Below are 22,305 nucleotides of genomic sequence, written 5' to 3'. Positions count from 1 at the left end.
GCCCCACGGGCCGTCAGAGGAAGCGCAGCAGGCGCGACAGGATGGACGGCGGCGCCAGGTCGGACTTGAGGGTGACCGGCACCTCGACCTTGCCCTCGCCCTCCCCCGCCGTGATGGTGCCCACCTGGGTGCCGGCCTTGGCACTGTGGCCGAGCTTGGCGCTGTCGAGCTTGACCTCGGCGGTGATGCCGGACCAGCCGGCCACCGTGACGTCCTTGGCGGCGACGACCGGCGCCCGGCCGCCAAGACCGTCGTCGACGTAGCCCACCACATCGCCCTGCTTGGCCAGCGTCTGGCCGGCCAGGCCGCTCTGCACGGTGTTGATGATCTTCAGACTGGGCGTCTGGGCGACCTTCGCCAGGTCCACGCCCTTGACCGCGGGCTGGCCCAGGGTGACGCCGAGGATCAGCCGCTTGGTGCCGCCGATCTCCTTCACGGCGGCCCACATCAGGCAGGAGCCGGCCGGGGTCGAGGAGCCGGTCTTGACGCCGATGACGCTGCCCCGCTGGGTGTAGACCAGGTCGTTGGTGTTGGAGATCCGCTCGCCGTTGTAGCGCATCTCGGGCTCGGCGACGATCTGCCGGAAGATGTCGTCCTTCATGACCTGCTCGGCGAGCTTGAGCTGGTCCGTCGCGGTGCTCTTGGTGGCCGAGTCGTACCCGGCCGGGTCGGCGTAGGTGGTGTTGGTCATGCCGAGCTTGGCGGCCTGGTCGTTCATCTTCTTGATGAACGCCTCCTCCGAGCCGGCGTCCCAGCGGGCGAGCAGCCGGGCGACGTTGTTGGCCGAGGGCAGCATCAGCAGTTCGAGCGCCTGGTACTCGCTGAGCTGCTGGCCCTCGGCCAGCTTGGCCCGGGACTGGTCACCGTCGGTGGACTCCGCGGCGGCCTGCTTGTCCACGGTGATGCTGGGGCCGTTCTCACCCTTCTTGAGCGGGTGGGCCTGCAGGATCAGGTAGGCGTTCATCACCTTGGTGACGCTGGCGATCGGTGCCGGGGTCTGCTGCCCCGAGCTCCCCAGACTGCCCACGCCGACCACCTCGGCGGCAGCCTGGCCCTTGGCCGGCCAGGGCACGGTCAGGGTGTCGCCGCCGAAGGTGTACGAGCGGGCGAGGGAGAGCTTGGCCTGGGGGCCGGGCAGCGGGCGCAGCAGCTGGGCGACGACCACCACGCCGAGGACGAAGGCCAGGAAGACCGCCCAGATGGTGGCCCGCTTGACCCCCCGCTGGAACGGGGTGACCTGGCGGGCGCTGAGGGCGGCCAGCACCTCCATGGCCTCGGAGGTGGTCTCGGGCATCGACAGCGGGGCAGGGCCGGGCTGCAGGCCGGCTTCGGGCTCCAGCGCAGGACCGGGCTGCGGGGCCGGCGGTGCGGGCGGGACCGGGGGCATCGGCGGCGGTACCGGTCCCGGGTCGGGGACCGGCAGCGGCGTGGGTGCCGGGGTCGGCTCGGGTACCGGACGCGGGGCCGGGCGCGGCGCGGGGCCGGGCTCGGGCTCGGGGGTCGGTTCCGGTTCGGGGGTCGGTTCCGGTTCGGGGGTCGGTTCCGGTTCGGGGGTCGGCTCGGGTTCCGGGGTGGGCTCGGGCACCGGCTCGGGGACCGTACCGACCGAGGGCTTCCCGGGGGCCGCGTCCACCTTCAGCGCGGCGCCCGCCGACTCCCGCCCGTCCCGCATCGCGAGACGCGGGTCGGCCTTCGCCGGCTCCGCGGACTCCGCGGCCGACGCGGTCGCCGCGCCAGCCCCGCCGTCCTTGCCCTCCTCGGCGTCCTTGTCATCCTTGCCGCTCACCGGGGGTGCGAGCACCTCCGGGGGCAGTCGCAACGCGGTGGTCGTGTTGTCCACCGGCAGTCGGAGCGCCGTGGTCCTGGTGTCCACATCGCGGACCCTCAGTTGCACGGTGGAGCTGCTCTGCTCCGTACCGGTGGCGGCCTCCTCGGCCGTCACCTCGGGTACGGACGCCTCCGCTTCCCCGTCGCGCCGGACACTGTCGGGGGACTCGCCCACGTGACCCATCCTCCTCATCCGCCCGCCGGCCGCCCGCCGCTCGAGCCCCGGTCGGCCCGTCCCGAACCGACCCGGACCGACCTGACGATCAACACATGACTTTGCGCGGCTTCTCGCCGCGCACCTGTAGCTGTACAGTCTCCGCCACCGGCGGCCGATCCGGCCGCCCACACCCCGCCCGACCGGCCGTTATTCTCCCGTCCGGGCCCTCCTGCGGCCGTTCCCAGGGTCAGACGCGAGGCCTGCGGCCCGTGGTTCCAGGCCTCCGGGGCAAGGTCACGATTCGGAGGCGTACTCGACAAGCCACTGTGAGAGGCGTCACTCTGTCATTCATCCACGCGGGGAGGCTTGGATGGGCAAGAGCCGCAGAACAATTCCCGAGGAACTCTTGTTGCTCGCTCTGGACCCGACCACGGGCACCACGGCGCAGCCGCAGACCCTCGACCTCGGACTCGCCGGGGCACAGCTCGTCGAGCTGTCCCTGGCCGGACGGATAGTCCCGGACGGGGACCGGATCGCCGTGGTGCTGCCACGGCCGACCGGCGACCCGACTCTGGACCACGCACTGGAACTGCTGCGCCGACGTGGCAGCCCGGTGCGGGCCGCGCACTGGATCGGCGGACCCCGGCTGGGGCTCCGTCAGACGTACCTGGCGCACCTGGAGCGGTGCGGCATGGTGACGGCGGTGCCGGGCCAGGTGTGCGGCGTGCTGCCGACGACGCGCTATCAGGCGTCGGACGACTGTACGAACGCCGCCATCAAGCAGCGTCTGGACACCGCAATCCGCACCGGCGTACCACCGGACCCCAGGACGGCCGCGCTGGCCGCACTGGCGCACGCGGTGGGTCTGGGCAAGCATCTGTACCCCGGTAACGAGGGGAGGTCCTCGCGGTCACGACTGCGCGACCTGATCCGTTACGACCCGCTCGGCGGGATGGTCGCGCACGCCGTGATGGACGTCCAGAACGGCCTGCCGGCCCAGCAGGGCCGCGCCACGGCGGCCGGTGCCGGATCCCCGGCGGCCGGGCGTCCGGTGCCCGCCGGACGGCCCGTGGTGGCCCGGCCGGCCGCGGGCGGCCGGGGCGTGGCGGCCCGGGTGGGCGTGCGATGAACGGCTCGCGCCGTTAGCCAGAGGTGCATCTCGGGGCGGTCCGCCCGGCACACCGTTGCCGGACGGACCGCCCCGTCGGCGTTTCCCGGGGGGCTTTATCGGTTCTGCGCGGATGGCGCAAGAGGGGCGATCCCGATTGGGCGCTTTTCCGATGATCTGTTCTAGTGCGCTACTGCGATTCCCCGGCGCCGACCTGAGCCGAGATGACATGCTGCTCCAAGTCAGGGGGGTTGGTACCAATTTCCACAGTGTTCCGCGGCGCACCGCTCCCGGGTGTGCCAGAGGTCCGGCCGGAGGTCGATGTGTCCGCCAACATCAATCCGACAGTTCGGCGACGCAGACTCGGCGCCGAACTGCGGCGCCTGCGCGAGCTGAAGGGGATGACGGCCGAGGAGGTCGCCGGCCGCCTGATGGTCTCCCAGTCGAAGATCAGCAGGTTGGAGAACGGCCGTCGCAGCATCAGCCAGCGCGACGTCCGCGACCTGTGCGAGGTGTACGAGGTCGCCGACGAGCGGGTGCGCGCGGGGCTGATGGAGATGGCCCGCGAGTCCCGCCAGCGCGGCTGGTGGCACGAGTTCGGCGACATCCCGTACAGCGTCTACATCGGCCTCGAGGCCGAGGCCTCCTCGATCCGCGCGTACGAGTCCTCCTTCGTCCCCGGTCTGCTGCAGACCCGCGAGTACGCCGAGGCGGTGGTGCTCGGCACCCAGCCCGACACCGAGCCGGGCGCGATCAAGCGGCGGGTGGACGTACGGCTGAAGCGGCAGAGCCGGATATACGGCGAGGACCAGCTCGGCAGCCTCTGGGTGGTCATAGACGAGGCGGTGCTCTGCCGGGAGGTGGGGAGCCGCCAGGTGATGGCCGATCAGCTCCTGCAGCTGCTGGACCTGGGCGAGCGGCCCAACATCAACCTTCAGGTCATCCCGTTCAAGCACGGCGCCCATCCCGGCATGACCGGGACATCTCCCTGATGGAGTTCCCGGAGTCAGCGGATTCGACCGTTGTCTACTTCGAAGGAGTGACGAGCGACCTCTACCTTGAGAAGGAGGCCGACGTCCGCCGCTATACCAATCTGTACGACCACCTGCGGGCCGCAGCGCTCAGCGTCGCGGAGAGCCGGTCGCTGATACACAACCATGCAGAGGGGTTCAAGAGATGACCACCAAGTCCACGAGCAACCTGATCTGGCGCAAGAGCAGCCACAGCGGTGGCAACGGCGCTTGCGTCGAGATCGCCGTTCCCGACACCGCCACCATCGCCGTCCGTGACTCCAAGGACCCCGAGGGCCCCCAGCTGCACTTCTCCAACGAGGCCTGGGCCGCCTTCGCCGCCGCCGCCGGTTCCGGTGTGTTCGGCGAGGTCTGACGCACCCTCTGCGGTCCGGTGCCCGCCGTCCTTGCGCGGCGGGCACCCTCGGTCAGGCGATCGGGTAGCGCTCCGCCCACACCGTGCGCAGCTCGCCGCCGTGCAGCTCCGGCCCGTGCAGCAGCTCCAGGACGAAGTCGTCGGACAGCTCCAGGAGGGTTCCCCGCCCCTCCAACTCCGCCAGCAGCGTCGGCGGCAGCGCCGTCTCCCCGTGCAGCGCCCCGAGCAGATTCCCGCATATCGCCCCGGTGGAGTCGCTGTCCCCCGAGTGGTTGACGGCCAGCAGCAGACCGGACTTCACGTCGTGGGCCACCAGCGCGCAGTACACCCCGATGGCCAGCGCCTCCTCCGCCACCCAGCCCTCCCCCAACGCCTCGATCCGCTCGGCGGACGGTTCCCCCGCCCGTACGGCGTCCAGCGCCCCGCGCAGGGCCGCCGTGGTCTCCTCGTGCGACGGCCGCTCGGAGAGCAGCGCCAGAGCGAGGTGCACGCCCTCCTCCAGGGTGCCGCCCCGGGCCACCGCATGGACGATCACCGCCAGCGCTCCGGCCGCCAGGTAGCCGGTCGGGTGTCCGTGCGTCAGCACCGAGCACTCCACCGCCAGCTGGAAGACCAGTCCGGGCTCCCAGGCCACCAGCAGCCCGAACGGCGCGGCGCGCATCACCGTGCCGCAGCCCTTGGAGTGCGGGTTGCGCGGCGCGTCCAGGGTGCCGAGCCGCTCCGCGTCAGGCCCGGTGAGACCGGAGAGGCAGGCCTGGCCGGGCGCCCGCTGGGCGTACAGCCACTCCTCGCGGCCGAGCCAGCCGAGGTCGGCCCGGCGCTCGTCCGGGCCCCAGTCGCGCTGGGTGGCGGCCCAGCGCAGGTACGCCTGGTGCACGTCGGTGGGCGGGTGCCAGCTGCCGCCGTCCCGGCGGATGTGGGCGCGGATCAGCCCGTCGACGGTGAAGAGCACCATCTGGGTGTCGTCCGTGACGGACCCGCGCCGCCCGTACGCGGGCACGTACCCCGTCACGCCCTGCGGGCCGTGCGCGGCGCGGATCTTCTCCAGCGACTCGAACTCGATGCCGGCGCCGAGCGCGTCACCGATCGCCCCGCCGAGCAGACAGCCCCGCACCCGGCTGCGGAAGTCCTGCTGCTGCGCGCGTGACCACAGTGGCATCACGGGTCGGCACCTTTCGTCCGGGGGCAGGCTGCGGAGCCGGCCCGGTCAGCGGGGGTGGAGGCCGCGCCCGTCAAGGGTTCGGGCCCGGATCGGAGCTCCGAGCTTCGAGCGCACCCGCACTGTATTCGAATACCCGGGCGGATTGGGAAGGCCGGTCACTCCAGCACCGGCAGCAGCTCCGGCAGGTGTCCGTCCGAGGCCAGCGCCGCCGCGCGGCGTTCTGCGGGCACCTCGCCGTAGGTGGTGGTGCGCTGGCGGTGCGGGCGGCCGGCGGCCTCGGCGATGGCCTCCAGGTCGCGGATCGACTTGTAGCTGCCGTAGGCCGAGCCGGCCATCCGGGAGATGGTCTCCTCCATCAGCGTGCCGCCGAGGTCGTTGGCACCCGAGCGGAGCATCTCGGCCGCGCCCTCGGCGCCCAGCTTGACCCAGCTGGTCTGGATGTTGGGGATGTGGGTGTGCAGCAGCAGCCGGGCCATGGCGACGACGGCCCGGTTGTCGCGGGCGGTCGGGCCGGGGCGGGCGATGCCCGCCAGGTAGACCGGGGCGTTGGTGTGGATGAAGGGGAGGGTGACGAACTCCGTGAACCCGCCCGTGCGTTGCTGGATCTGCGCCAGCAGCCGCAGGTGTCCCAGCCAGTGGGCGGGGGTGTCCACATGGCCGTACATCATGGTGGAGGAGGAGCGGATGCCCAGCTCGTGGGCGGTGGAGACGACCTCGACCCAGGTGGCGGCGGGCAGTTTGCCCTTGGTGAGGACCCAGCGGACGTCGTCGTCCAGGATCTCCGCCGCCGTACCGGGGATGGTGTCCAGCCCGGCCTCCTTGGCCTGCTGGAGCCAGTCGCGGATCGAGAGCCCGGTACGGGTGGCCCCGTTGACCACCTCCATCGGCGAGAAGGCGTGCACGTGCATGCCGGGGACGCGGGCCTTCACCGCGCGGGCGATGTCGAAGTACGCGGTGCCGGGCAGGTCCGGGTGGATGCCGCCCTGCATGCAGACCTCGGTGGCGCCGACCTCCCAGGCCTGGGCGGCGCGGTCGGCGACCTGCTCCAGCGAGAGGGTGTAGGCGTCCGCGTCCGTCCGCCGCTGGGCGAAGGCGCAGAAGCGGCAGCCGGTGTAGCAGACGTTGGTGAAGTTGATGTTCCGGGTGACGCAGTAGGTGACGGTGTCGCCGACGGCCGAGCGGCGGACGTCGTCGGCGATCCGGCAGAGCGCGTCCAGCGCCGGGCCGTCCGCGTGGAAGAGCGCGAGGGCCTGGTCGTCCGTCAGCTTCGTCGGGTCGTCGGCGGCCACCGCGAGCGCCTCCCGGACGTCGCCGGGGAGCCGCTCGGGCGCGGAGGCGGCCAGCTGCTCGCGCAGGGCATCCCAGTCGCCGTAGACGTCCTCGAAGTCGGCCCGGCGGTCACCCGTACGGCCCTCGGTGTCGATGGTGCGGTGCAGGTCGGTGCGACCGTACGAGGCCGGCAGGTCCTCCGGCTCCTGCCAGGGCAGGCCGACGGGCTTGGCGTCCTCACGGGCCAGGCCGGTGACGGGGTCGGCAAGGGCCCGGACGTGCGGCAGGACGCGCGGGTCGAGCCAGGGCTCCCCGGCCAGCAGGTACTCCGGATGGACCGTCAGGCGCTCGCGGAGCTCGAAGCCCTCGGCGGCGGTGCGGGCGGCCAGCTCCTCGATGTGCGGCCAGGGGCGCTCGGGGTTGACGTGGTCCGGGGTCAGCGGGGACACGCCGCCCCAGTCGTCGATGCCCGCCCCGATGATCAGCGGATACTCCTCGTCCACCAGGTTCGGCGGCGCCTGGACCCTCGCCGACGGGCCCAGCACCAGCCGGGTGACGGCGATCGCGGCGGCCAGCTCCTCCAGCTCGGCGTCGGGCATCGCGCGCATCGCGGTGTCCGGCTTGGCCCTGAAGTTCTGCACGATCACCTCCTGGATGCCGTGGTACTGCCGGGCCGTGCGGCGGATCGCGAACAGCGGGTCGGCCCGCTCCTCGTACGTCTCGCCGATGCCGATCAGCACACCGGTGGTGAACGGGACGGCGCTGCGGCCCGCGTCCTCCAGCACCCGCAGCCGGACGGCCGGCTCCTTGTCGGGCGAGCCGTGGTGCGGGCCGCCGGGCTCGGACCAGAGGCGGGTCGCGGTGGTCTCCAGCATCATCCCCATCGAGGGCGCGACCGGCTTGAGCCGCTGGAAGTCCGTCCAGGTCAGCACACCGGGGTTGAGGTGCGGCAGCAGGCCGGTCTCCTCCAGCACCCGGATGGCCATCGCCCGGACGTACGCGAGCGTGTCGTCGTACCCGTGCGCGTCCAGCCACTCGCGGGCCTCGGGCCAGCGGTCCTCGGGGCGGTCCCCCAGGGTGAAGAGCGCCTCCTTGCAGCCGAGCGCGGCACCCTGGCGGGCGATCTCCAGCACCTCGTCCGGCGAGAGGTACATGCCGTGCCCCGCCCGGCGGAGCTTGCCGGGGACGGTGACGAAGGTGCAGTAGTGGCACTTGTCCCGGCAGAGCCTGGTGAGCGGGATGAAGACCTTCTTGGAGTACGTGATCACTCCGGGCCGCCCGGCCGCCGCCAGGCCGGCGTCACGGACCCTGCCCGCGCTCGCACACAGGTCGCGCAGGTCCTCGCCGCGGGCCTGGAGCAGTACCGCGGCCTCGGTGACGTCGAGCGCCACACCGTCCCGTGCACGACGCAGCGCCCGTCGCATCGCGTTGGCGGTGGGGACCGGCTGCGGGGTGTCCGTTGCATCCATGGGGTGACGATACGCGAGCGTTTCCTCCCATGGGTGTACGTGACCCTGAGGTGGGATCAGGGTCACCTGCGCCCATCGGCGTACCCCGATCTGGCCCTGAAGAGCGATGCCAGGACGGCCCCGGCCGTCTGTAATGGAGTAGCAAGCCAGTTGGTGGCTACGGAGGGGTTGGACGTCATGGTGGAGCAAGACGTGCCGTACCGGTCGGGTCGGCGGACGGCCGTGCGGGTGCTGGTGCCGGTCGGTGTGGTCGCGGTCGCGGCGGCGGGATTCGGGCTGGCGCCCGCGCTGGCCAGCGACTCCGGGCCGAGCCTGCCCTCGCTGACGGCGGAGCAGCTGGTCACGAAGGCGCTCGGTTCGGACACCCAGGCGCTGTCCGGCACGGTGAAGGTGAAGGCGGACCTGGGCGTGCCGGCCCAGCTGCTCGGCGCGGCCGGTGGCGGGCCGGGTGGCGGCGGCAGGAGCTCCGCGGCCCCGGAGGCCAAGCTGACCGAGCTGCTGGGCGGCGAGCACACGGTGCGGGTCGCGGTGGACGGGCCCGACCGGCAGCGCATCGGCCTGATCGACGGGCTCTCCGGGTACGAGGTGGTGCACAACGGCGACCAGGTCTGGGCCTGGGACAGCAGCAGCAACGAGGCCGTGCACCTGACGGCACCTCACGGCACCGAGAAGCAGCACGGCAAGGCCCCGCTGACGGGGGTGCCGACGACACCTCAGGAGATCGCCCGGCAGTTCCTGTCGCTGAGCGCCGGCACCACCTCGGTCACGGTGGACGGCACGGCAGAGGTGGCGGGCCAGAAGGCGTACCAGCTGAGCGTCAAGCCCAAGCAGTCCGGTTCGACCATCGGCGAGGTGCGGATCTCGGTGGACGCCCAGCACGGCGTGCCGCTGGCGGTGCTGGTGAAGTCGGCGAGCGGTGGCAACGTGCTGGACGCGCACTTCAGCTCGGTGTCCTTCGCCAAGCCGGATGCCAAGACCTTCCGGTTCACCGCGCCGAAGGGCGCCAAGGTGACGGAGCGAAAGGCCGATTCGAAGCCCGCGACCACCGAGCACAAGCCTTCGTCGGAGGGCCTCGGGCCGGACGGCTTCAACGTCGTGGGCGAAGGCTGGACGACGGTGCTGAGCACCCGGCTGCCCGCCGGCGAGCTCACGGCCGGTACCGCCAAGCACGGCAAGGGCACCCCGCAGAGCATCTCCTCCTTCGCCAAGGCACTCGGCAAGCCGGTCGGCGGCGGTTCGCTGATCAGCACCAAGGTGCTGAACGTGCTGATCACCGATGACGGCCGGGTCTTCGCCGGTGCGGTCACGCCGTCGGTGCTGCAGAGCGCGGCCGGGGTGAAGTAGTAGTGACCAGTGCCCCCACCCTGGAGAAGCCCGCGAGCCGAGGGGCGCGCCGGTGTCGAAAGCGACGATCGACAAGCGACGAAGGAGCGCCGGAGTGAGGAGTGTCGACACCGGCTATGAGCGTCCGGAGGCGAGCCAAGGGGGGAGCGGTGTGCGGCCGGTGGACTCGGACCACGTCATCCGTACGGCAGGACTGACCAAGCGGTTCCGTGGCGGTCAGCTCGCCGTGGACGGGCTGGATCTGACGGTGCCCCGGGGCAGTGTCTTCGGCTTCCTCGGGCCGAACGGGTCCGGCAAGACCACCACCATCCGGATGCTGATGGGCCTGATCGCCCCGTCCGCGGGCGTGGCGACGGTGCTCGGCGCGCCCATGCCGCAGTCGGTGGCCGCGGTGCTGCCCAGGGTGGGGGCTCTGATCGAGGGCCCGGCGCTGTACGGGTTCCTGTCGGGCCGCGACAACCTCGCGAGGATCGACGCGGCCGACCCGACGGCCGACCCCCGCACCCGGGCCCGCCGGGTCGGCGAGGCGCTGGACCGGGTCGGGCTGACCGCCGCGGCCGGCAAGAAGGCGCGGGCGTACTCGCTCGGCATGAAGCAGCGGCTCGGGTTGGCCTCGGCGCTGCTGCAACCGCGCGAGCTGCTCGTGCTGGACGAGCCGACCAACGGTCTCGACCCGCAGGGCATGCGGGAGATCCGGGCCCTGGTGCGGGAGGTGGCGGCCGAGGGCACCACGGTGTTCCTCTCCTCCCACCTCCTGGACGAGATCGAGCAGGTCTGCACGCACGCGGCGGTGATGTCCAAGGGCCGACTGGTGGTGCAGGGCACGGTCGCCGAGCTGGCGGCCAGGGCACAGGGGCGGCTGGTGGTCCGTACGCCGGACGTCGCGGCGGCCTCGGAGGTCCTGAGCGGGCACCGGGTCACGGACCTGCGGCCGAGCGAGGCCAGGGTCGACGGCCTCGCCGCCGAGCTCGGGGACGAGGCGCTGCCCAAGCTCTGCGCCGCCCTGGTCGAGGCCGGGGTGCGGGTGCACGGCTTCGGAGTGGAGCGGGGAACGTTGGAGGACGCCTTCGTGGCGCTGACCGGGGAGGGTTTCGATGTCGCAGGCTGAGGCGGTGCTTCAGGGGCCGCGGCCGCAGACGGCGGCCGGCTTCCTGGCCCTGTTCCGCAGTGAGCTGGGCCTGACCTTCCGCCGGGCCAGGTCGATCGCCCTGCTGGCGATCCTGGCCGTGCTGCCGGTGCTGATCGGCGTGGTGGTGAAGCTCCAGACCGGCGACAGCGGGCGGGGCGAGGGCCCGGCCTTCATCGCGCAGGTGACGCAGAACGGGCTGTTCCTGGTCTTCACCGCCCTGGCGGTCGCTCTGCCGGTCTTCCTGCCGATGACGGTCGGCGTGGTGGCCGGGGACTCGATCGCGGGCGAGGCGAGTACGGGGACGCTGCGCTACCTGCTCGTCGCCCCGGCCGGGCGGTCACGGCTGCTGGCGGCCAAGTTCGCGGCGGGGCTGGCGTTCTGCCTGGCGGCGACGCTGGCGGTGGCGGCAGCCGCGCTGGCGACGGGGGCCGCGCTGTTCCCGCTGGGCGAGGTCACCCTGCTCTCGGGGGACACCATCGGGCTGGCCGCGGCGCTGCTGCGGGCCGTCCTGGTGGCGGGCGTGGTGGCCGCCTCACTGGCCGGGCTGGTGGCGATCGGGCTCTTCATCTCGACGCTGACGGGCAGCGGGATCGCCGCGATGGCGAGCACCGTCGGCCTGGTGATCACCGTGCAGATCCTCGACACCTTCCCGCAGCTGCACGCGATCCAGCCGTTCCTCTTCACCCACCAGTGGCTGAGCTTCGGCGATCTGCTCCGGCAGCCGATGCACTGGGACAACGTGCTGGAGAACCTCGGGCTCCAGGCGGTCTACGTGGCCGTCTTCGGCTCGGCCGCCTGGGCCCGGTTCACCAGCCGGGACATCACGGCCTGACCCGTGTCACCCGGTGGGCGTCGCCGCGTGGCCGGCGAGGCCCACCCGGGAGGTCGCGGCCGCACAGGCCAGGACGGGAAGCTGGGCGGGCGCGATCAGGAACAGCGGGGACCAGTCGGGGCAGACCAGCCGTACACCGGCGGTGAGGCCGTGCAGCCGCGCCCGGTGGGAGCCCTTGAGGTCGACCCGGTCCAGCCGGTACGGGGACTCCAGCGTTATGGCCGGGCGCCCGTGCCGCTGCCACTGGATGGTCACCGGGCCGCCGCCCGGGCCGGGGGTGAGCAGCAGTTCGCCCGTCTCCGCGGCGTCCATCTCGCGCCGCACCGCAGGCACCCGCAGCGCGCCGCCGGAGGCCAGTACGGCCGTGGCGTCGACGATCGCCGGGCCTGGTACAGCACGGCGGAACGGCCTGGCGAGCTGTCCCGTGAGGTGGACCATCGCGACCCTCCTGTGCCCTTCGGCAGCCCTGTCGGGCGGGGTGTCCCCGGCATGTGGCTGCGGCACCCCGGACGTTAGCAGGAGAGGGGCCCGGTTGAGGAGATCTGGAAACGAGTTCTTCACAGGAGGAGCTCCCGGCACGAACGGCCTTCCGGCCCTCCCGACCGCCCGCGCGGGGGTCGTCCGATCCGTTGAACCGGTCGCGTCCGGACGCTTGACGCCTCCCCCGCCGGACGGTGGGATGGGCGCGTCATCGAACGTGCAACTGCTGTTCGCATCCGGCGCCTTGATCCCTCCCACCCTGCAACACGCCTGGCTGCCGGCCGGCGGGGCGGACGGCAGCGCGGCGCTCCCCTCGGCGCTCGCGGGCCCGCTCGCCGTCCGCACACCGGGAGACTCAGCCAGTCATGTCGATCAGCCGCAGGTCACTCCTGCTGGCCACCGGAGCCCTCGGCGGCTCCGCCCTGCTGTCCGCCTGTGGCGGCAGCGACCCGAGCGGCGCCACGGCCGGCGCTCCGACCGGCGAGTTGGAGGTCTTCTCGTGGTGGACGGAGGGGGCCGAGCGGAACGGACTGCTGGCCCTGCTCGACGACTTCAAGGGCCACCAGCCGAAGCTCGACTTCGTCAACCGCGCGGTGGCCGGCGGCGCCGGCGCCAAGGCCAAGGAGGAGTTGGCCGCACGGCTCGCGGCCGGCCACCCGCCGGACAGCTTCCAGGGCCACGCCGGCGCCGAACTCGCCGGCTACATAGCGGCCGGCCGGCTGGAGGGGCTGAACCCGCTCTACGAGAAGGAGAAGTGGGCGGACCACTTCCCCGCCGCGCTGCTCCCGCTGATCCGCACCGAGGGCACGTACTACTCGGTGCCGGTCAACATCCACCGGGCCAACATGCTCTGGTCCAACCCGGCGGTGCTGACCGCCGCGAAGGCCGATCCCGCCCCGACGAGCATCGAGGCCTTCCTGGAGAGTCTGCAGAAGGTCAAGCGGTCGGGCCGGATCCCGCTGGTGCTCGGGGAGGCGTGGACGCGCAAGCACCTGCTGGAGACGGTGCTGCTGGCCGGGCTCGGCGCCGAGCGGTGGTCCACCCTGTGGCGCAAGGGCGGCAGCTGGAGCTCTCCTCAGGTGACCGCCGCACTGCAGGACTTCCGCGACCTCCTGCAGCTCAGCAACCTCGCCGACGCCGACCCGCTGTCCTGGGACGACGCGACCAAGCTGCTTGGCGCCGGCAAGGCCGGGTACCAGGTGATGGGTGACTGGGCCGAGGGCACGCTCAAGGGCAGTCTGGGCCTGCACCCCGACAGCGGCTACAACTGGGCCGCGGTACCGGGCACGTCGGGCATGTTCCAGTTCCTCTCGGACTCCTTCACCCTGCCCGCCAAGGCGAAGCACCGGCAGGCCGCGCTCGCCTGGCTGACCGAGTGCGGCAGCCTGGACGGGCAGTTGGCCTTCAACGGCGCCAAGGGCTCCATCCCGGCCCGCACCGACTTCCCGGCCGACACCCGTGCACTGTTCGGCCAGTACCAGCAGTGGTCGCTGGACCAGTGGCAGAAGTGCGAGATCGTCGGCTCGCTGACCCACGGTGTGGTGGCGCCGATCGAGTGGAACGCCGAGATCGACGCCGCGCTGGCCGACTTCACCACCCGCCGCGACCTGCCGAAGTTCCAGGACGCGCTGGCCGCGGCAGGGGCCAAGCACGCCACGTAAGGGCGTCCGCCAACAGGTGCGCCGCTCAGGTGTGGGCATCCCAGGGGCGCGGGGAACTGCGCGAGATCGGAAGGTACCGGCCTGTAGCCTCCCGCCTCGCGCACGCAGTTCATCAAGCAGGGCCCCGCGCCCCTGTGGTTGGCCCGCTGCCCCAGCTACTGGCGGAGCCTCTGAGCGACGGCCGGGGCCGCCGCTTCCTCCGTGGAGACGGGCGGCACCGGCCGGTCGGCGCGTACCCGGGTCTGCCGCAGCTGGCGCAGCGCGTCGTAGGAGAGCACCGCCAGCGCAGCCCAGACCAGCGCGAACCCGGCCCAGCGGGCCGGCGGCATCGACTCGTGGAAGACCGCGATGCCGATCAGGAACTGGAACACCGGCGCCAGGTACTGCAGCAGCCCGAGCGTGGTCAGCGGCACCCGCACCGCGGCGGCGCCGAAGCAGAGCAGCGGGATCGCCGTGATCAGCCCGCTGAGCATCAGCAGTCCGGAGTGGCCCCAGCCGTAGGAGCCGGCCTCGGTGTGCCCGAAGGTGCCCTGTCCGCGCACGGCCAGGTAGACCAGGTAGCCGACCGCGAACGGGAACATCACGGCGCTCTCCACCGCGAAGCTCTCCAGCCCGCCGAGGCCGACCTTCTTCTTCAGCAGCCCGTAGGTCGCGAAGGACAGCGCCAGGGTGAGCGCGATCCAGGGCAGCCGCCCGTACCCGACGGTGAGCACCGCGACGGCGGCCGCGCCGATGCCGACGGCCGCCCACTGCGCGGGGCGCAGCCGCTCGTGCAGCACCAGGACGCCGAAGGCGATGGTGACCAGCGGGTTGATGAAGTAGCCGAGGCTGGTCTCGACGACGTGCCCGGAGTTGACGCCCCAGATGTAGACGCCCCAGTTGACCGAGATCACCACGGCGGCGGTGGCCAGGAGCGCGAGACGCCGGGGCTGGGCGAACAGCGGCCGGATCCAGGCCCACTTCCGCTGGACCAGCAGCATCAGGACGACGGCCACCAGCGACCAGGTCATCCGGTTGGCCAGGATGTCGTCGGCCCTGCCCGGCTCCAACAGCGGCCAGAACAGCGGGAACAACCCCCAGATCCCGTACGCGGCGAAGCCGAACCAGAATCCCCGGCCGGCCTCCTGCTGAGATCCCTCCACTGTGACTCCTCACTTGCCTCCGGGCGCTCTTGACCCGGTGCCGACGCTCCTCGCTCCGGCACTCTCCCCCAGCCTTCGGCCGGGGGGACCCCATCGCTCGCTTGTCGCTTTCGCCACCGGCGCGCCCTTCGGCTGGTGAGGAAGACCGACCTGCCCTCCGCGCGCGCTTGTGTCGAGCCGACGGTAGCGGGCGGGAGGGCAGGCTGTCATCTCCGTATTCGCATTTTGGTCATGACAGCCGCGTCAGAGGGCGGCCTTGACCGTCTCGACGAGCGGGGTGGTCGGGCGGCCGATCAGCCGGGCCAGGTCACCGGTGGTGCGGGCGAGGTCGCCGCGCCCGATGGCCGCATCCACGTCCACGAAGATGTCGGCGAAGACCTCCGGCAGCCCCGCCCCGAGCAGCACCTCGCGGTGCTCCTCCGCCGACACGTTCCGGTACACCACCGGCTTGCCCGAGTGCGCCGCCAGCTCGGCCGCGTACTCCGAGAAGCTCCAGGCCACGTCGCCGCTCAGCTCGTACGCACGGTTCTCGTGCCCCTCGCCGGTGAGCACCGCGACCGCCGCCGCCGCGTAGTCCCGGCGGGTCGCGGTGGCCACCCGGCCGTCCCCGCTGCTGCCGAGCACCACGCCGCGCTCGACCGTGCCGGCCGCGTCGGCGGTGTAGTTCTCCGTGTACCAGCCGTTGCGCAGGAAGACGAAGGGCAGGCCCGACTCGCGGATCGCCGCCTCGGTCGCCTTGTGCTCGTCCGCCAGGCGGAAGCTCGCCTCGTCACCGCCGAGCACCCCGGTGTACCCGAGCAGGGCGACTCCGGCGGCCTTCGCCGCGTCGATCACCGCCCGGTGCTGCGTGACCCGGCTGCCCATCTCGTTGCCGGAGATCAGCAGCACCCGGTCACCGGCGGCGAACACGCCCTCCAGGGTCTCCGGTCGGTTGTAGTCGACCACCCGGACGTCCACGCCCTGCGCGGCCCACGCGGCGGCCTTCTCGGCGGAGCGGACGGCGACCGCCACCTCGCTCGCGGGGACCTCGGCCAGCAGCCCCTCGACGACGAAACGGCCGAGCTGTCCGGTGGCACCGGTGACGACGATCATTGCTACTCCCTGAGGTGTGCGGTTTCCTTCGGTTCCTCACTCACCCTAGGGACTGTACTAACCTTTTTTAAGTACGCACTTCAAAGTAGGGTACTTACATGCAGGTAATGAACGAGCCCTCGCTGCTGGACCGTATGCCGGACGTCTACGACCGGATGTGCCCCTCGCGCGCGGTCCTGGAGCACGTCACCAGCCGCTGGGGCGTGCTGGTGCTGGTGGCACTGAGCGAGCGCGGCTACCGCTTCAGCGAGCTGCGCCGCCGGGTCGCCGGGGTGAGCGAGAAGATGCTCGCGCAGACGCTCCAGACGCTGGAGCGCGACGGCTTCGTGCTGCGCGAGGCGCACCCGGTGATCCCGCCCAGGGTGGACTACAGCCTCACCCCGCTCGGCGAGGAGGTGGCCCGACCGGTCTCCGAGCTCGCACACTGGGTCGAGTCCCGCATGTGCGCCGTCGCGGAAGCCCGCGAGGCGTACGACGCGCGCTGAGCCCTGTCGGGTAGATCTTGGGGGCACGCTCACGCAGTGGCGGGCACGGCGAGCAGCGTGGTCAGTCCGGCGACGGCGGCAAGGAGCACTGCGTACGGCCACAGCTCGGTCCGTGCGATCGGCAGGGCGGCCAGCGCATGCCCGACCGCGACCAGCACGAGTTCCACGGCCCACCCGTCGGTTCTCGGCCGGCGAACCAGGCCGAAGGTCCGGACGGCCCCCCAGATGCACACCGCCACCCAACACACCGCCAGGCCGAGCCACAGGTTGTCCGTCCAGGGCGGCGACGGCCTGTCGGGTTCCGGGTCGATGGTCAGCGCGACCACCACGACGGCCCCGAGCAGCAGGGACATGAGAAGCGCCTCGGCCGCGAGGACGAGACCTGTGGCGACGAGGGCGGCCTTCCGCACGGGACTCTCCGGTTGATCGGTCGTGAGCGAGATCGCGACCGACCGTACCGCCCCGAGCCCGCTGCCCGGGCGGCCGGGCGGCCGGGCATGACGACGGCGCCCCCGCCGGAGCGGGGGCGCCAGGGGCGGGAGCGACGGGCGTCAGCCGACGGCCCAGGTGTCGCTTCCGGCGAGCAGTGCGGCCAGGTCGCCGGGGCCGCGCTCGGCGGTGGCGGTGGCGAGCTGGTCGGCCATCAGGGTGTCGTAGACCGGCCGCTGGACGTCGCGCAGGACGCCGATGGGGGTGTGGTGCAGGGTGTCCGCGTCGGCGATCCTGGAGAGTGCGAAGGCACCGGCAGGGCTCGCCGCATGGGCGTCGTGGACGATGACCTCGCCCTCGTTCTCGGGGGTGACCCCGGCGACGAACAGCTCGCCCTGCGGGTCGCGGAAGACGCCCTGCCCGGCGAAGGTGACCGGCTGTCCGTGTTCGAGGCGGATCAGCGCCTCGTCGCGGGTGCCGGGGTCCTTCAGGACCTCGAAGGCGCCGTCGTTGAAGATGTTGCAGTTCTGGTAGATCTCCACCAGCGCGGTGCCCTCGTGCTCGGCGGCGGCGCGCAGCACGGACTGCAGGTGCTTGCGGTCGGAGTCGATGGTCCGGGCGACGAAGGTGGCCTCGGCGCCGAGAGCCAGGGAGAGCGGGTTGAAGGGCGCGTCCAGCGAGCCCATCGGCGTGGACTTGGTGATCTTGCCGAGCTCGCTGGTCGGCGAGTACTGGCCCTTGGTCAGACCGTAGATCCGGTTGTTGAAGAGCAGGATCTTGAGGTTGACGTTGCGGCGCAGCGCGTGGATCAGATGGTTGCCGCCGATGGAGAGCGCGTCGCCGTCGCCGGTGACGACCCAGACGGACAGGTCGGGCCGGGAGGCGGCGAGGCCGGTGGCGATGGCCGGGGCGCGGCCGTGGATGGAGTGCATCCCGTAGGTGTTCATGTAGTACGGGAAGCGGGAGGAGCAGCCGATGCCGGAGACGAAGACGGTGTTCTCCCGGCGGATGCCGAGCTCGGGCATGAAGGCCTGGACGGCTGCCAGGATCGCGTAGTCCCCGCAGCCGGGGCACCAGCGGACCTCCTGGTCGGTCTTGAAGTCCCTGGCGCTCTGCGGCTGGTCGTCCTTCGGCACGAGCCTCAGCGAACGGAAGGCCTCAGTCATTGCTCTCATCCCCTTCGAGCGTTCCGATCGCCGCCCACAGCACGTCCGCCAACTGGGCCGCCTTGAAGGGCAGTCCGCGCACCTGGTTGTAGGACTGCGCGTCCACCAGGTACTTGGCGCGCAGCAGCAGCGCCAGCTGGCCCAGGTTCATCTCGGGCACGATGACCCGGTCGTAGCCCTTCAGCACCGAACCGAGGTTGGCGGGGAAGGGGTTGAGGTTGCGCAGGTGGGCCTGGGCGACGTGGCCGCCGTCCGCCCGGACCCGCCGTACGGCCGCGGTGATCGGCCCGTACGTCGAGCCCCAGCCCAGCACCAGCACCCTCGCCTCGCCCGTGGGGTCGTCAACCTCCAGGGCCGGCACGGTGATTCCGTCGATCTTGGCCTGCCTGGTGCGGACCATGAAGTCGTGGTTGGCCGGGTCGTACGAGATGTTGCCGGTGCCGTCCTGCTTCTCGATACCGCCGATCCGGTGCTCGAGGCCCGGCGTGCCGGGGATCGCCCAGGGGCGGGCGAGGGTGTGCGGGTCGCGCTTGTACGGCCAGAAGGCCTCGCTGCCGTCCTCCAGCGTGTGGTTCGGGCCGTCGGCGAAGTCGGGTGCGATCTCCGGCAGTTCGTCGACCGAGGGGATCTTCCACGGCTCGGAGCCGTTGGCCAGGTAGCCGTCGGAGAGCAGGAAGACCGGGGTGCGGTAGGTGACCGCGATCCTGGCCGCCTCCAGTGCCGCGTCGAAGCACTCGGCGGGGGTGGCGGGGGCCACGATCGGGACCGGGGCCTCGCCGTTGCGGCCGAACATCGCCTGCAGCAGGTCGGCCTGCTCGGTCTTGGTCGGCAGACCGGTGGACGGGCCGCCACGCTGGATGTCGACCACCAGCAGCGGCAGTTCGAGCGAGACCGCGAGACCGATGGTCTCCGACTTCAGCGCCACCCCGGGCCCTGAGGTGGTGGTCACCCCGAGCGAGCCGCCGAAGGCCGCGCCCAGCGCCGCGCCGATGCCGGCGATCTCGTCCTCCGCCTGGAAGGTGCGGACGCCGAAGTTCTTGTGCCGGCTCAGCTCGTGCAGGATGTCCGAGGCCGGGGTGATCGGGTACGAGCCGAGGAACAGCGGCAGCCCGGAGCGCTGGGAGGCGGCGATCAGCCCGTACGAGAGCGCCAGGTTCCCGGAGATGTTCCGGTACGTCCCGGCGGGGAGCCTGGCCGGCGGGATCTCGTAGGAGACGGCGAAGTCCTCGGTGGTCTCGCCGAAGTTCCAGCCCGCGCGGAAGGCGCTGATGTTGGCCTCGGCGATGTCGGGCTTCTTGGCGAACTTGGTGCGCAGGAACTTCTCGGTGCCGTGGGTGGGCCGGTGGTACATCCAGGAGAGCAGGCCCAGCGCGAACATGTTCTTGGCCCGCTCGGCGTCCTTCCGGGCCAGACCGCTGTCCTTGAGCGCCTCCACGGTCAACGTGGTCAGCGGCACCTTGTGCAGGTGGTACGCCTGCAGCGAGCCGTCGGTCAGCGGGTCGGCGGCGTAGCCGACCTTGGCCAGGGCGCGCTTGGTGAACTCGTCCGTGTTGACGATGATCTCCGCGCCGCGCGGCAGGTCCGCCAGGTTGGCCTTGAGCGCGGCCGGGTTCATCGCGACCAGCACGTTCGGCGCGTCGCCCGGGGTGAGGATGTCGTGGTCGGCGAAGTGCAGCTGGAAGCTGGAGACACCCGGCAGGGTGCCGGCGGGGGCCCGGATCTCGGCAGGGAAGTTCGGCAGGGTGGAGAGGTCGTTGCCGAAGGACGCCGTCTCCGAGGTGAAGCGGTCACCCGTGAGCTGCATCCCGTCGCCCGAGTCACCGGCGAAGCGGATGATCACCCGGTCCAGCCGACGGATCGGCTTGGCGGGCGGGTGCTGCCTGCCCGGCGGAGCGGTGGGCCCCAGGCGGCCCTCGCCTCCGTCCGAGCCGTCCACTGCCTCTGACTGATCGACCTGACTGGTCACTGCCGCGGACCTCCTCGTGGGCACCAGCCGCGGGCGTGAGCCGTGTGCCCCGTCCGCCTGGTGCACCAATCGCATCCTAAGCGGCTCAAGGATGGCTAGGTTGTAACCAACGGCAAACCGCGTCGCCGGTGGTTTCCTCTACGGATTCCAACGCCCACCCCGCCGCGGGTCATACCCGGCGGGCGGCAGATCCCGCCGTCAGGAGCTCAGATAGGTGAGCACGGCGAGCACCCGGCGGTGGTCCTCGGGGCTCTGGGCCAGGCCCAGCTTGAGGAATATGTTGCTGACGTGCTTCTCCACCGCGCCGTCGGAGACCACCAGCTGCTTGGCGACGGCCGCGTTGGTCCGGCCCTCCGCCATCAAGCCCAGCACCTCGCGCTCGCGCGGGGTCAGGCCCTCCAGAACATCACCCCTTCGGCTGCGGCTGAGCAGCTGCTGCACCACCTCCGGGTCCAGCGCCGTACCGCCGCCCGCGACCCGCACCACGGCGTCGACGAACTCCCGGACCTCGGCGACCCGGTCCTTGAGCAGGTACCCGACACCCCGGGTGGAACCCGCCAGCAGCTCGCCCGCGTAGCGCTCCTCGACGTACTGCGAGAGCACCAGGACGCCCAGCTGCGGGTAGAGGCCGCGCAGGGTGACGCAGGCGCGGACGCCCTCGTCGGTGTGGGTCGGCGGCATCCGTACGTCCGCGACCACCACGTCCGGCAGCGCGTCGGCGGCGGCCAGCTCGTGGATGGTCATCAGCAGCGCCTCGCCGTCCCCGACCCCGGCGACGACCTCCAGCCCACGGTCGGTGAGCAGCCGGGTCAGCCCCTCCCGCAGGAGTACGGAGTCCTCGGCGATGACGACGCGCAGCATGGGACGGCCCTTCGGGAGTACGGCTCCTGATCAACGGCCCCAGTCTCGCGCATCACCGGCAGGGGCGCGGGGAACTGCGCGAAACGGCAGGGCACCACGGACAACCGGGCACCGAGGGCACCTGCACCCTGCTCCCCAAGGTTCGCTGCGGGTCGGCTGTCTTCCGCCTCGCGCAGTTCTCCCCCAGCCTTCGGCCGGGAGGTGCCCCCACGCGCCCCTGGTGGTGCCCCTCAGATGCTCCGGATCACATGGTCCGGATCGCCACCGCGTCGCAGAGCCCCTGCAGGGCGGCCTTGGCCGGGCACTCCGGGAGCGGGGTGAGCAGCGCGCGGGCCTCCTCGGCGTAGCGCAGGGTCTCCCGGCGGGCGCGCTCGAGCGCGGGGTGGCGGCGGAGCAGCCGCAGGGCCTCGGCGTGCAGCTCGTCGTCCTCGGCGAGGTCGCGGTCGAGCAGCTCGCGCAGCCGTACGTCCTCCGGGTTGGCCTCGTCCACCGGCATCTGCTGGAGCAGCAGGATCGGCAGGGTCGGGACGCCCTCGCGCAGGTCGGTGCCGGGGGTCTTGCCGGACTCGTGGCTGTCGCTGGCGATGTCGAGCACGTCGTCGGCGAGCTGGAAGGCGGTGCCCATCCGCTCGCCGTACTGGGTGAGGATGTCGACGATCCAGTCCTCGGCACCGGCCATCAGCGCGCCGAAGCGGCCGGAGACGGCGATCAGCGAGCCGGTCTTGCCGGAGATGACGTCCAGGTAGTGCTGCAGCGGGTCGTCGCCCGGGCGGGGGCCCGCGGTCTCCAGGATCTGACCGGTGACCAGCCGCTCGAAGGCGTCGGCCTGGATCCGGACGGCCTCCGGGCCGAGGTCGGCCAGCACCTGGGAGGCCCGGGAGAAGAGGAAGTCGCCGGTGAGGATGGCGACGGAGTTGTCCCAGCGCGAGTTGGCGCTGGGGGCGCCGCGGCGTACGGGGGCCTCGTCCATCACGTCGTCGTGGTAGAGCGTCGCGAGGTGCGTGAGCTCGACGACCACGGCGGACGGGACGACGCCGGGGGCGTACGGGTCGCCGAACTGCGCGGCCAGCATGACCAGCAGCGGGCGGAAGCGCTTGCCGCCGGCCTCGATCAGGTGGCTGGCGGTGATCGTGATGAAGGGGACGTCGCTCTTGACCGCCTCGACGAGCGAGGCCTCCACTGCGTCCATCCCTGTCTGGACGTCGCGGGTGAGATCGCGGTCCTGCACGCTCAGCCCGAAGGGCCCCACGACGGTCACGAAGACCACTCCTGTCCCTGGTCGTTTCTGCGGCCTGGTCCCTGAGTGCCGCCGCTGGCCTACAAGGAGGGTATCGGGTCAC

Annotated in this window: 18 protein-coding genes and 1 pseudogene; 8 read left to right on the top strand and 11 right to left on the bottom strand. The window is 71.9% G+C overall.

Annotation, left to right across the window (positions count from 1 at the left end; genetic code table 11):
- Nucleotides 1-13: 13 nt before the first annotated feature.
- Entirely contained in the window at nt 14-2,002 is a 1,989-nt protein-coding gene (locus FB465_RS20685) for a D-alanyl-D-alanine carboxypeptidase family protein (protein WP_170290648.1), read from the bottom strand.
- A 352-nt stretch (nt 2,003-2,354) separates the two neighbouring features.
- Between FB465_RS20685 and FB465_RS20675 the strand changes: the two genes are divergently transcribed.
- The 3 genes and pseudogenes from FB465_RS20675 to FB465_RS20665 all read left to right on the top strand — a co-directional run bounded on the left by FB465_RS20675 (nt 2,355) and on the right by FB465_RS20665 (nt 4,478).
- On the top strand, nt 2,355-3,113 hold the full coding sequence (locus FB465_RS20675) for a GOLPH3/VPS74 family protein (RefSeq protein WP_145792679.1): 759 nt from the start codon (nt 2,355-2,357) through the stop codon (nt 3,111-3,113).
- Between the two features lie 302 nt (nt 3,114-3,415).
- Nucleotides 3,416-4,272, top strand: a pseudogene (locus FB465_RS20670) (helix-turn-helix domain-containing protein).
- A complete protein-coding gene (locus FB465_RS20665) occupies nt 4,269-4,478 on the top strand; it encodes a DUF397 domain-containing protein (RefSeq protein ID WP_145792677.1) in 210 nt (69 codons plus the stop codon). Before FB465_RS20670 ends, FB465_RS20665 begins: the two are co-directional and overlap by 4 nt.
- Before the next feature lie 52 nt (nt 4,479-4,530).
- Here FB465_RS20665 and FB465_RS20660 read toward each other — a convergent pair whose 3' ends face one another.
- The gene (locus FB465_RS20660) at nt 4,531-5,637 is read right to left on the bottom strand and encodes an ADP-ribosylglycohydrolase family protein (protein WP_145792675.1); all 1,107 of its coding nucleotides are present in this window, start codon (nt 5,635-5,637) and stop codon (nt 4,531-4,533) included.
- Between the two features lie 158 nt (nt 5,638-5,795).
- Nucleotides 5,796-8,378, bottom strand: coding sequence for a bifunctional FO biosynthesis protein CofGH (locus tag FB465_RS20655; protein WP_145792674.1), 2,583 nt, complete (start codon nt 8,376-8,378; stop codon nt 5,796-5,798).
- A gap of 177 nt (nt 8,379-8,555) precedes the next feature.
- Here FB465_RS20655 and FB465_RS20650 point away from each other — a divergent pair, with 177 nt between their 5' ends.
- The 3 genes from FB465_RS20650 to FB465_RS20640 all read left to right on the top strand — a co-directional run bounded on the left by FB465_RS20650 (nt 8,556) and on the right by FB465_RS20640 (nt 11,683).
- Nucleotides 8,556-9,722 (top strand): LolA family protein, encoded by a 1,167-nt coding sequence (locus tag FB465_RS20650; protein ID WP_145792673.1) that lies wholly within the window; start codon nt 8,556-8,558, stop codon nt 9,720-9,722.
- Nucleotides 9,723-9,873: 151 nt separating this feature from the next.
- Nucleotides 9,874-10,830: an ABC transporter ATP-binding protein gene (locus tag FB465_RS20645; protein WP_246193257.1), complete on the top strand. Its 957-nt coding sequence runs from the start codon at nt 9,874-9,876 to the stop codon at nt 10,828-10,830.
- Nucleotides 10,817-11,683 (top strand): ABC transporter permease, encoded by an 867-nt coding sequence (locus FB465_RS20640; protein WP_145792671.1) that lies wholly within the window; start codon nt 10,817-10,819, stop codon nt 11,681-11,683. The genes FB465_RS20645 and FB465_RS20640 overlap by 14 nt, the downstream gene beginning before the upstream one ends.
- Before the next feature lie 6 nt (nt 11,684-11,689).
- Here FB465_RS20640 and FB465_RS20635 read toward each other — a convergent pair whose 3' ends face one another.
- Nucleotides 11,690-12,121 carry a hypothetical protein gene (locus FB465_RS20635; protein WP_145792669.1) on the bottom strand — a complete coding sequence of 144 codons (432 nt, stop codon included), beginning with the start codon at nt 12,119-12,121 and terminating at the stop codon, nt 11,690-11,692.
- 407 nt (nt 12,122-12,528) lie between these two features.
- On the opposite strand from FB465_RS20635, the gene FB465_RS20630 reads away from it, so the two are divergent.
- Entirely contained in the window at nt 12,529-13,824 is a 1,296-nt protein-coding gene (locus tag FB465_RS20630; protein WP_145792667.1) for an ABC transporter substrate-binding protein, read from the top strand.
- A gap of 155 nt (nt 13,825-13,979) precedes the next feature.
- On the opposite strand, the gene rarD is transcribed toward FB465_RS20630, so the two are convergent.
- Nucleotides 13,980-14,966, bottom strand: a complete 987-nt coding sequence (gene rarD, locus FB465_RS20625; RefSeq protein WP_145792666.1) for an EamA family transporter RarD — start codon at nt 14,964-14,966, stop codon at nt 13,980-13,982.
- Between the two features lie 243 nt (nt 14,967-15,209).
- Nucleotides 15,210-16,058 carry an SDR family oxidoreductase gene (locus FB465_RS20620; protein ID WP_145792664.1) on the bottom strand — a complete coding sequence of 283 codons (849 nt, stop codon included), beginning with the start codon at nt 16,056-16,058 and terminating at the stop codon, nt 15,210-15,212.
- Nucleotides 16,059-16,165: 107 nt separating this feature from the next.
- On the opposite strand from FB465_RS20620, the gene FB465_RS20615 reads away from it, so the two are divergent.
- Nucleotides 16,166-16,543, top strand: coding sequence for a winged helix-turn-helix transcriptional regulator (locus FB465_RS20615; protein WP_145797477.1), 378 nt, complete (start codon nt 16,166-16,168; stop codon nt 16,541-16,543).
- A gap of 29 nt (nt 16,544-16,572) precedes the next feature.
- Here the strand turns inward: FB465_RS20615 and FB465_RS20610 are convergent, their stop codons facing one another.
- The 5 genes from FB465_RS20610 to FB465_RS20590 all read right to left on the bottom strand — a co-directional run bounded on the left by FB465_RS20610 (nt 16,573) and on the right by FB465_RS20590 (nt 22,223).
- Nucleotides 16,573-16,953: a hypothetical protein gene (locus FB465_RS20610; RefSeq protein ID WP_145792662.1), complete on the bottom strand. Its 381-nt coding sequence runs from the start codon at nt 16,951-16,953 to the stop codon at nt 16,573-16,575.
- A gap of 141 nt (nt 16,954-17,094) precedes the next feature.
- Nucleotides 17,095-18,138, bottom strand: coding sequence for a 2-oxoacid:ferredoxin oxidoreductase subunit beta (locus FB465_RS20605; protein ID WP_145792660.1), 1,044 nt, complete (start codon nt 18,136-18,138; stop codon nt 17,095-17,097).
- The gene (locus FB465_RS20600) at nt 18,131-20,104 is read right to left on the bottom strand and encodes a 2-oxoacid:acceptor oxidoreductase subunit alpha (protein WP_145792658.1); all 1,974 of its coding nucleotides are present in this window, start codon (nt 20,102-20,104) and stop codon (nt 18,131-18,133) included. Before FB465_RS20600 ends, FB465_RS20605 begins: the two co-directional genes overlap by 8 nt.
- 198 nt (nt 20,105-20,302) lie before the next feature.
- Complete coding sequence (locus tag FB465_RS20595) at nt 20,303-20,965, bottom strand: response regulator transcription factor (protein ID WP_145792656.1); 663 nt, start codon at nt 20,963-20,965, stop codon at nt 20,303-20,305.
- A gap of 244 nt (nt 20,966-21,209) precedes the next feature.
- Nucleotides 21,210-22,223, bottom strand: coding sequence for a polyprenyl synthetase family protein (locus tag FB465_RS20590; protein ID WP_145792654.1), 1,014 nt, complete (start codon nt 22,221-22,223; stop codon nt 21,210-21,212).
- Nucleotides 22,224-22,305 lie beyond the last annotated feature (82 nt).

The sequence above is a fragment of the Kitasatospora atroaurantiaca genome (genome assembly GCF_007828955.1).
GTDB classification, from domain to species: domain Bacteria; phylum Actinomycetota; class Actinomycetes; order Streptomycetales; family Streptomycetaceae; genus Kitasatospora; species Kitasatospora atroaurantiaca.
Note: the sequence above shows the minus strand (reverse complement) of the source record. Positions and strands in the feature narration are given on the sequence as shown.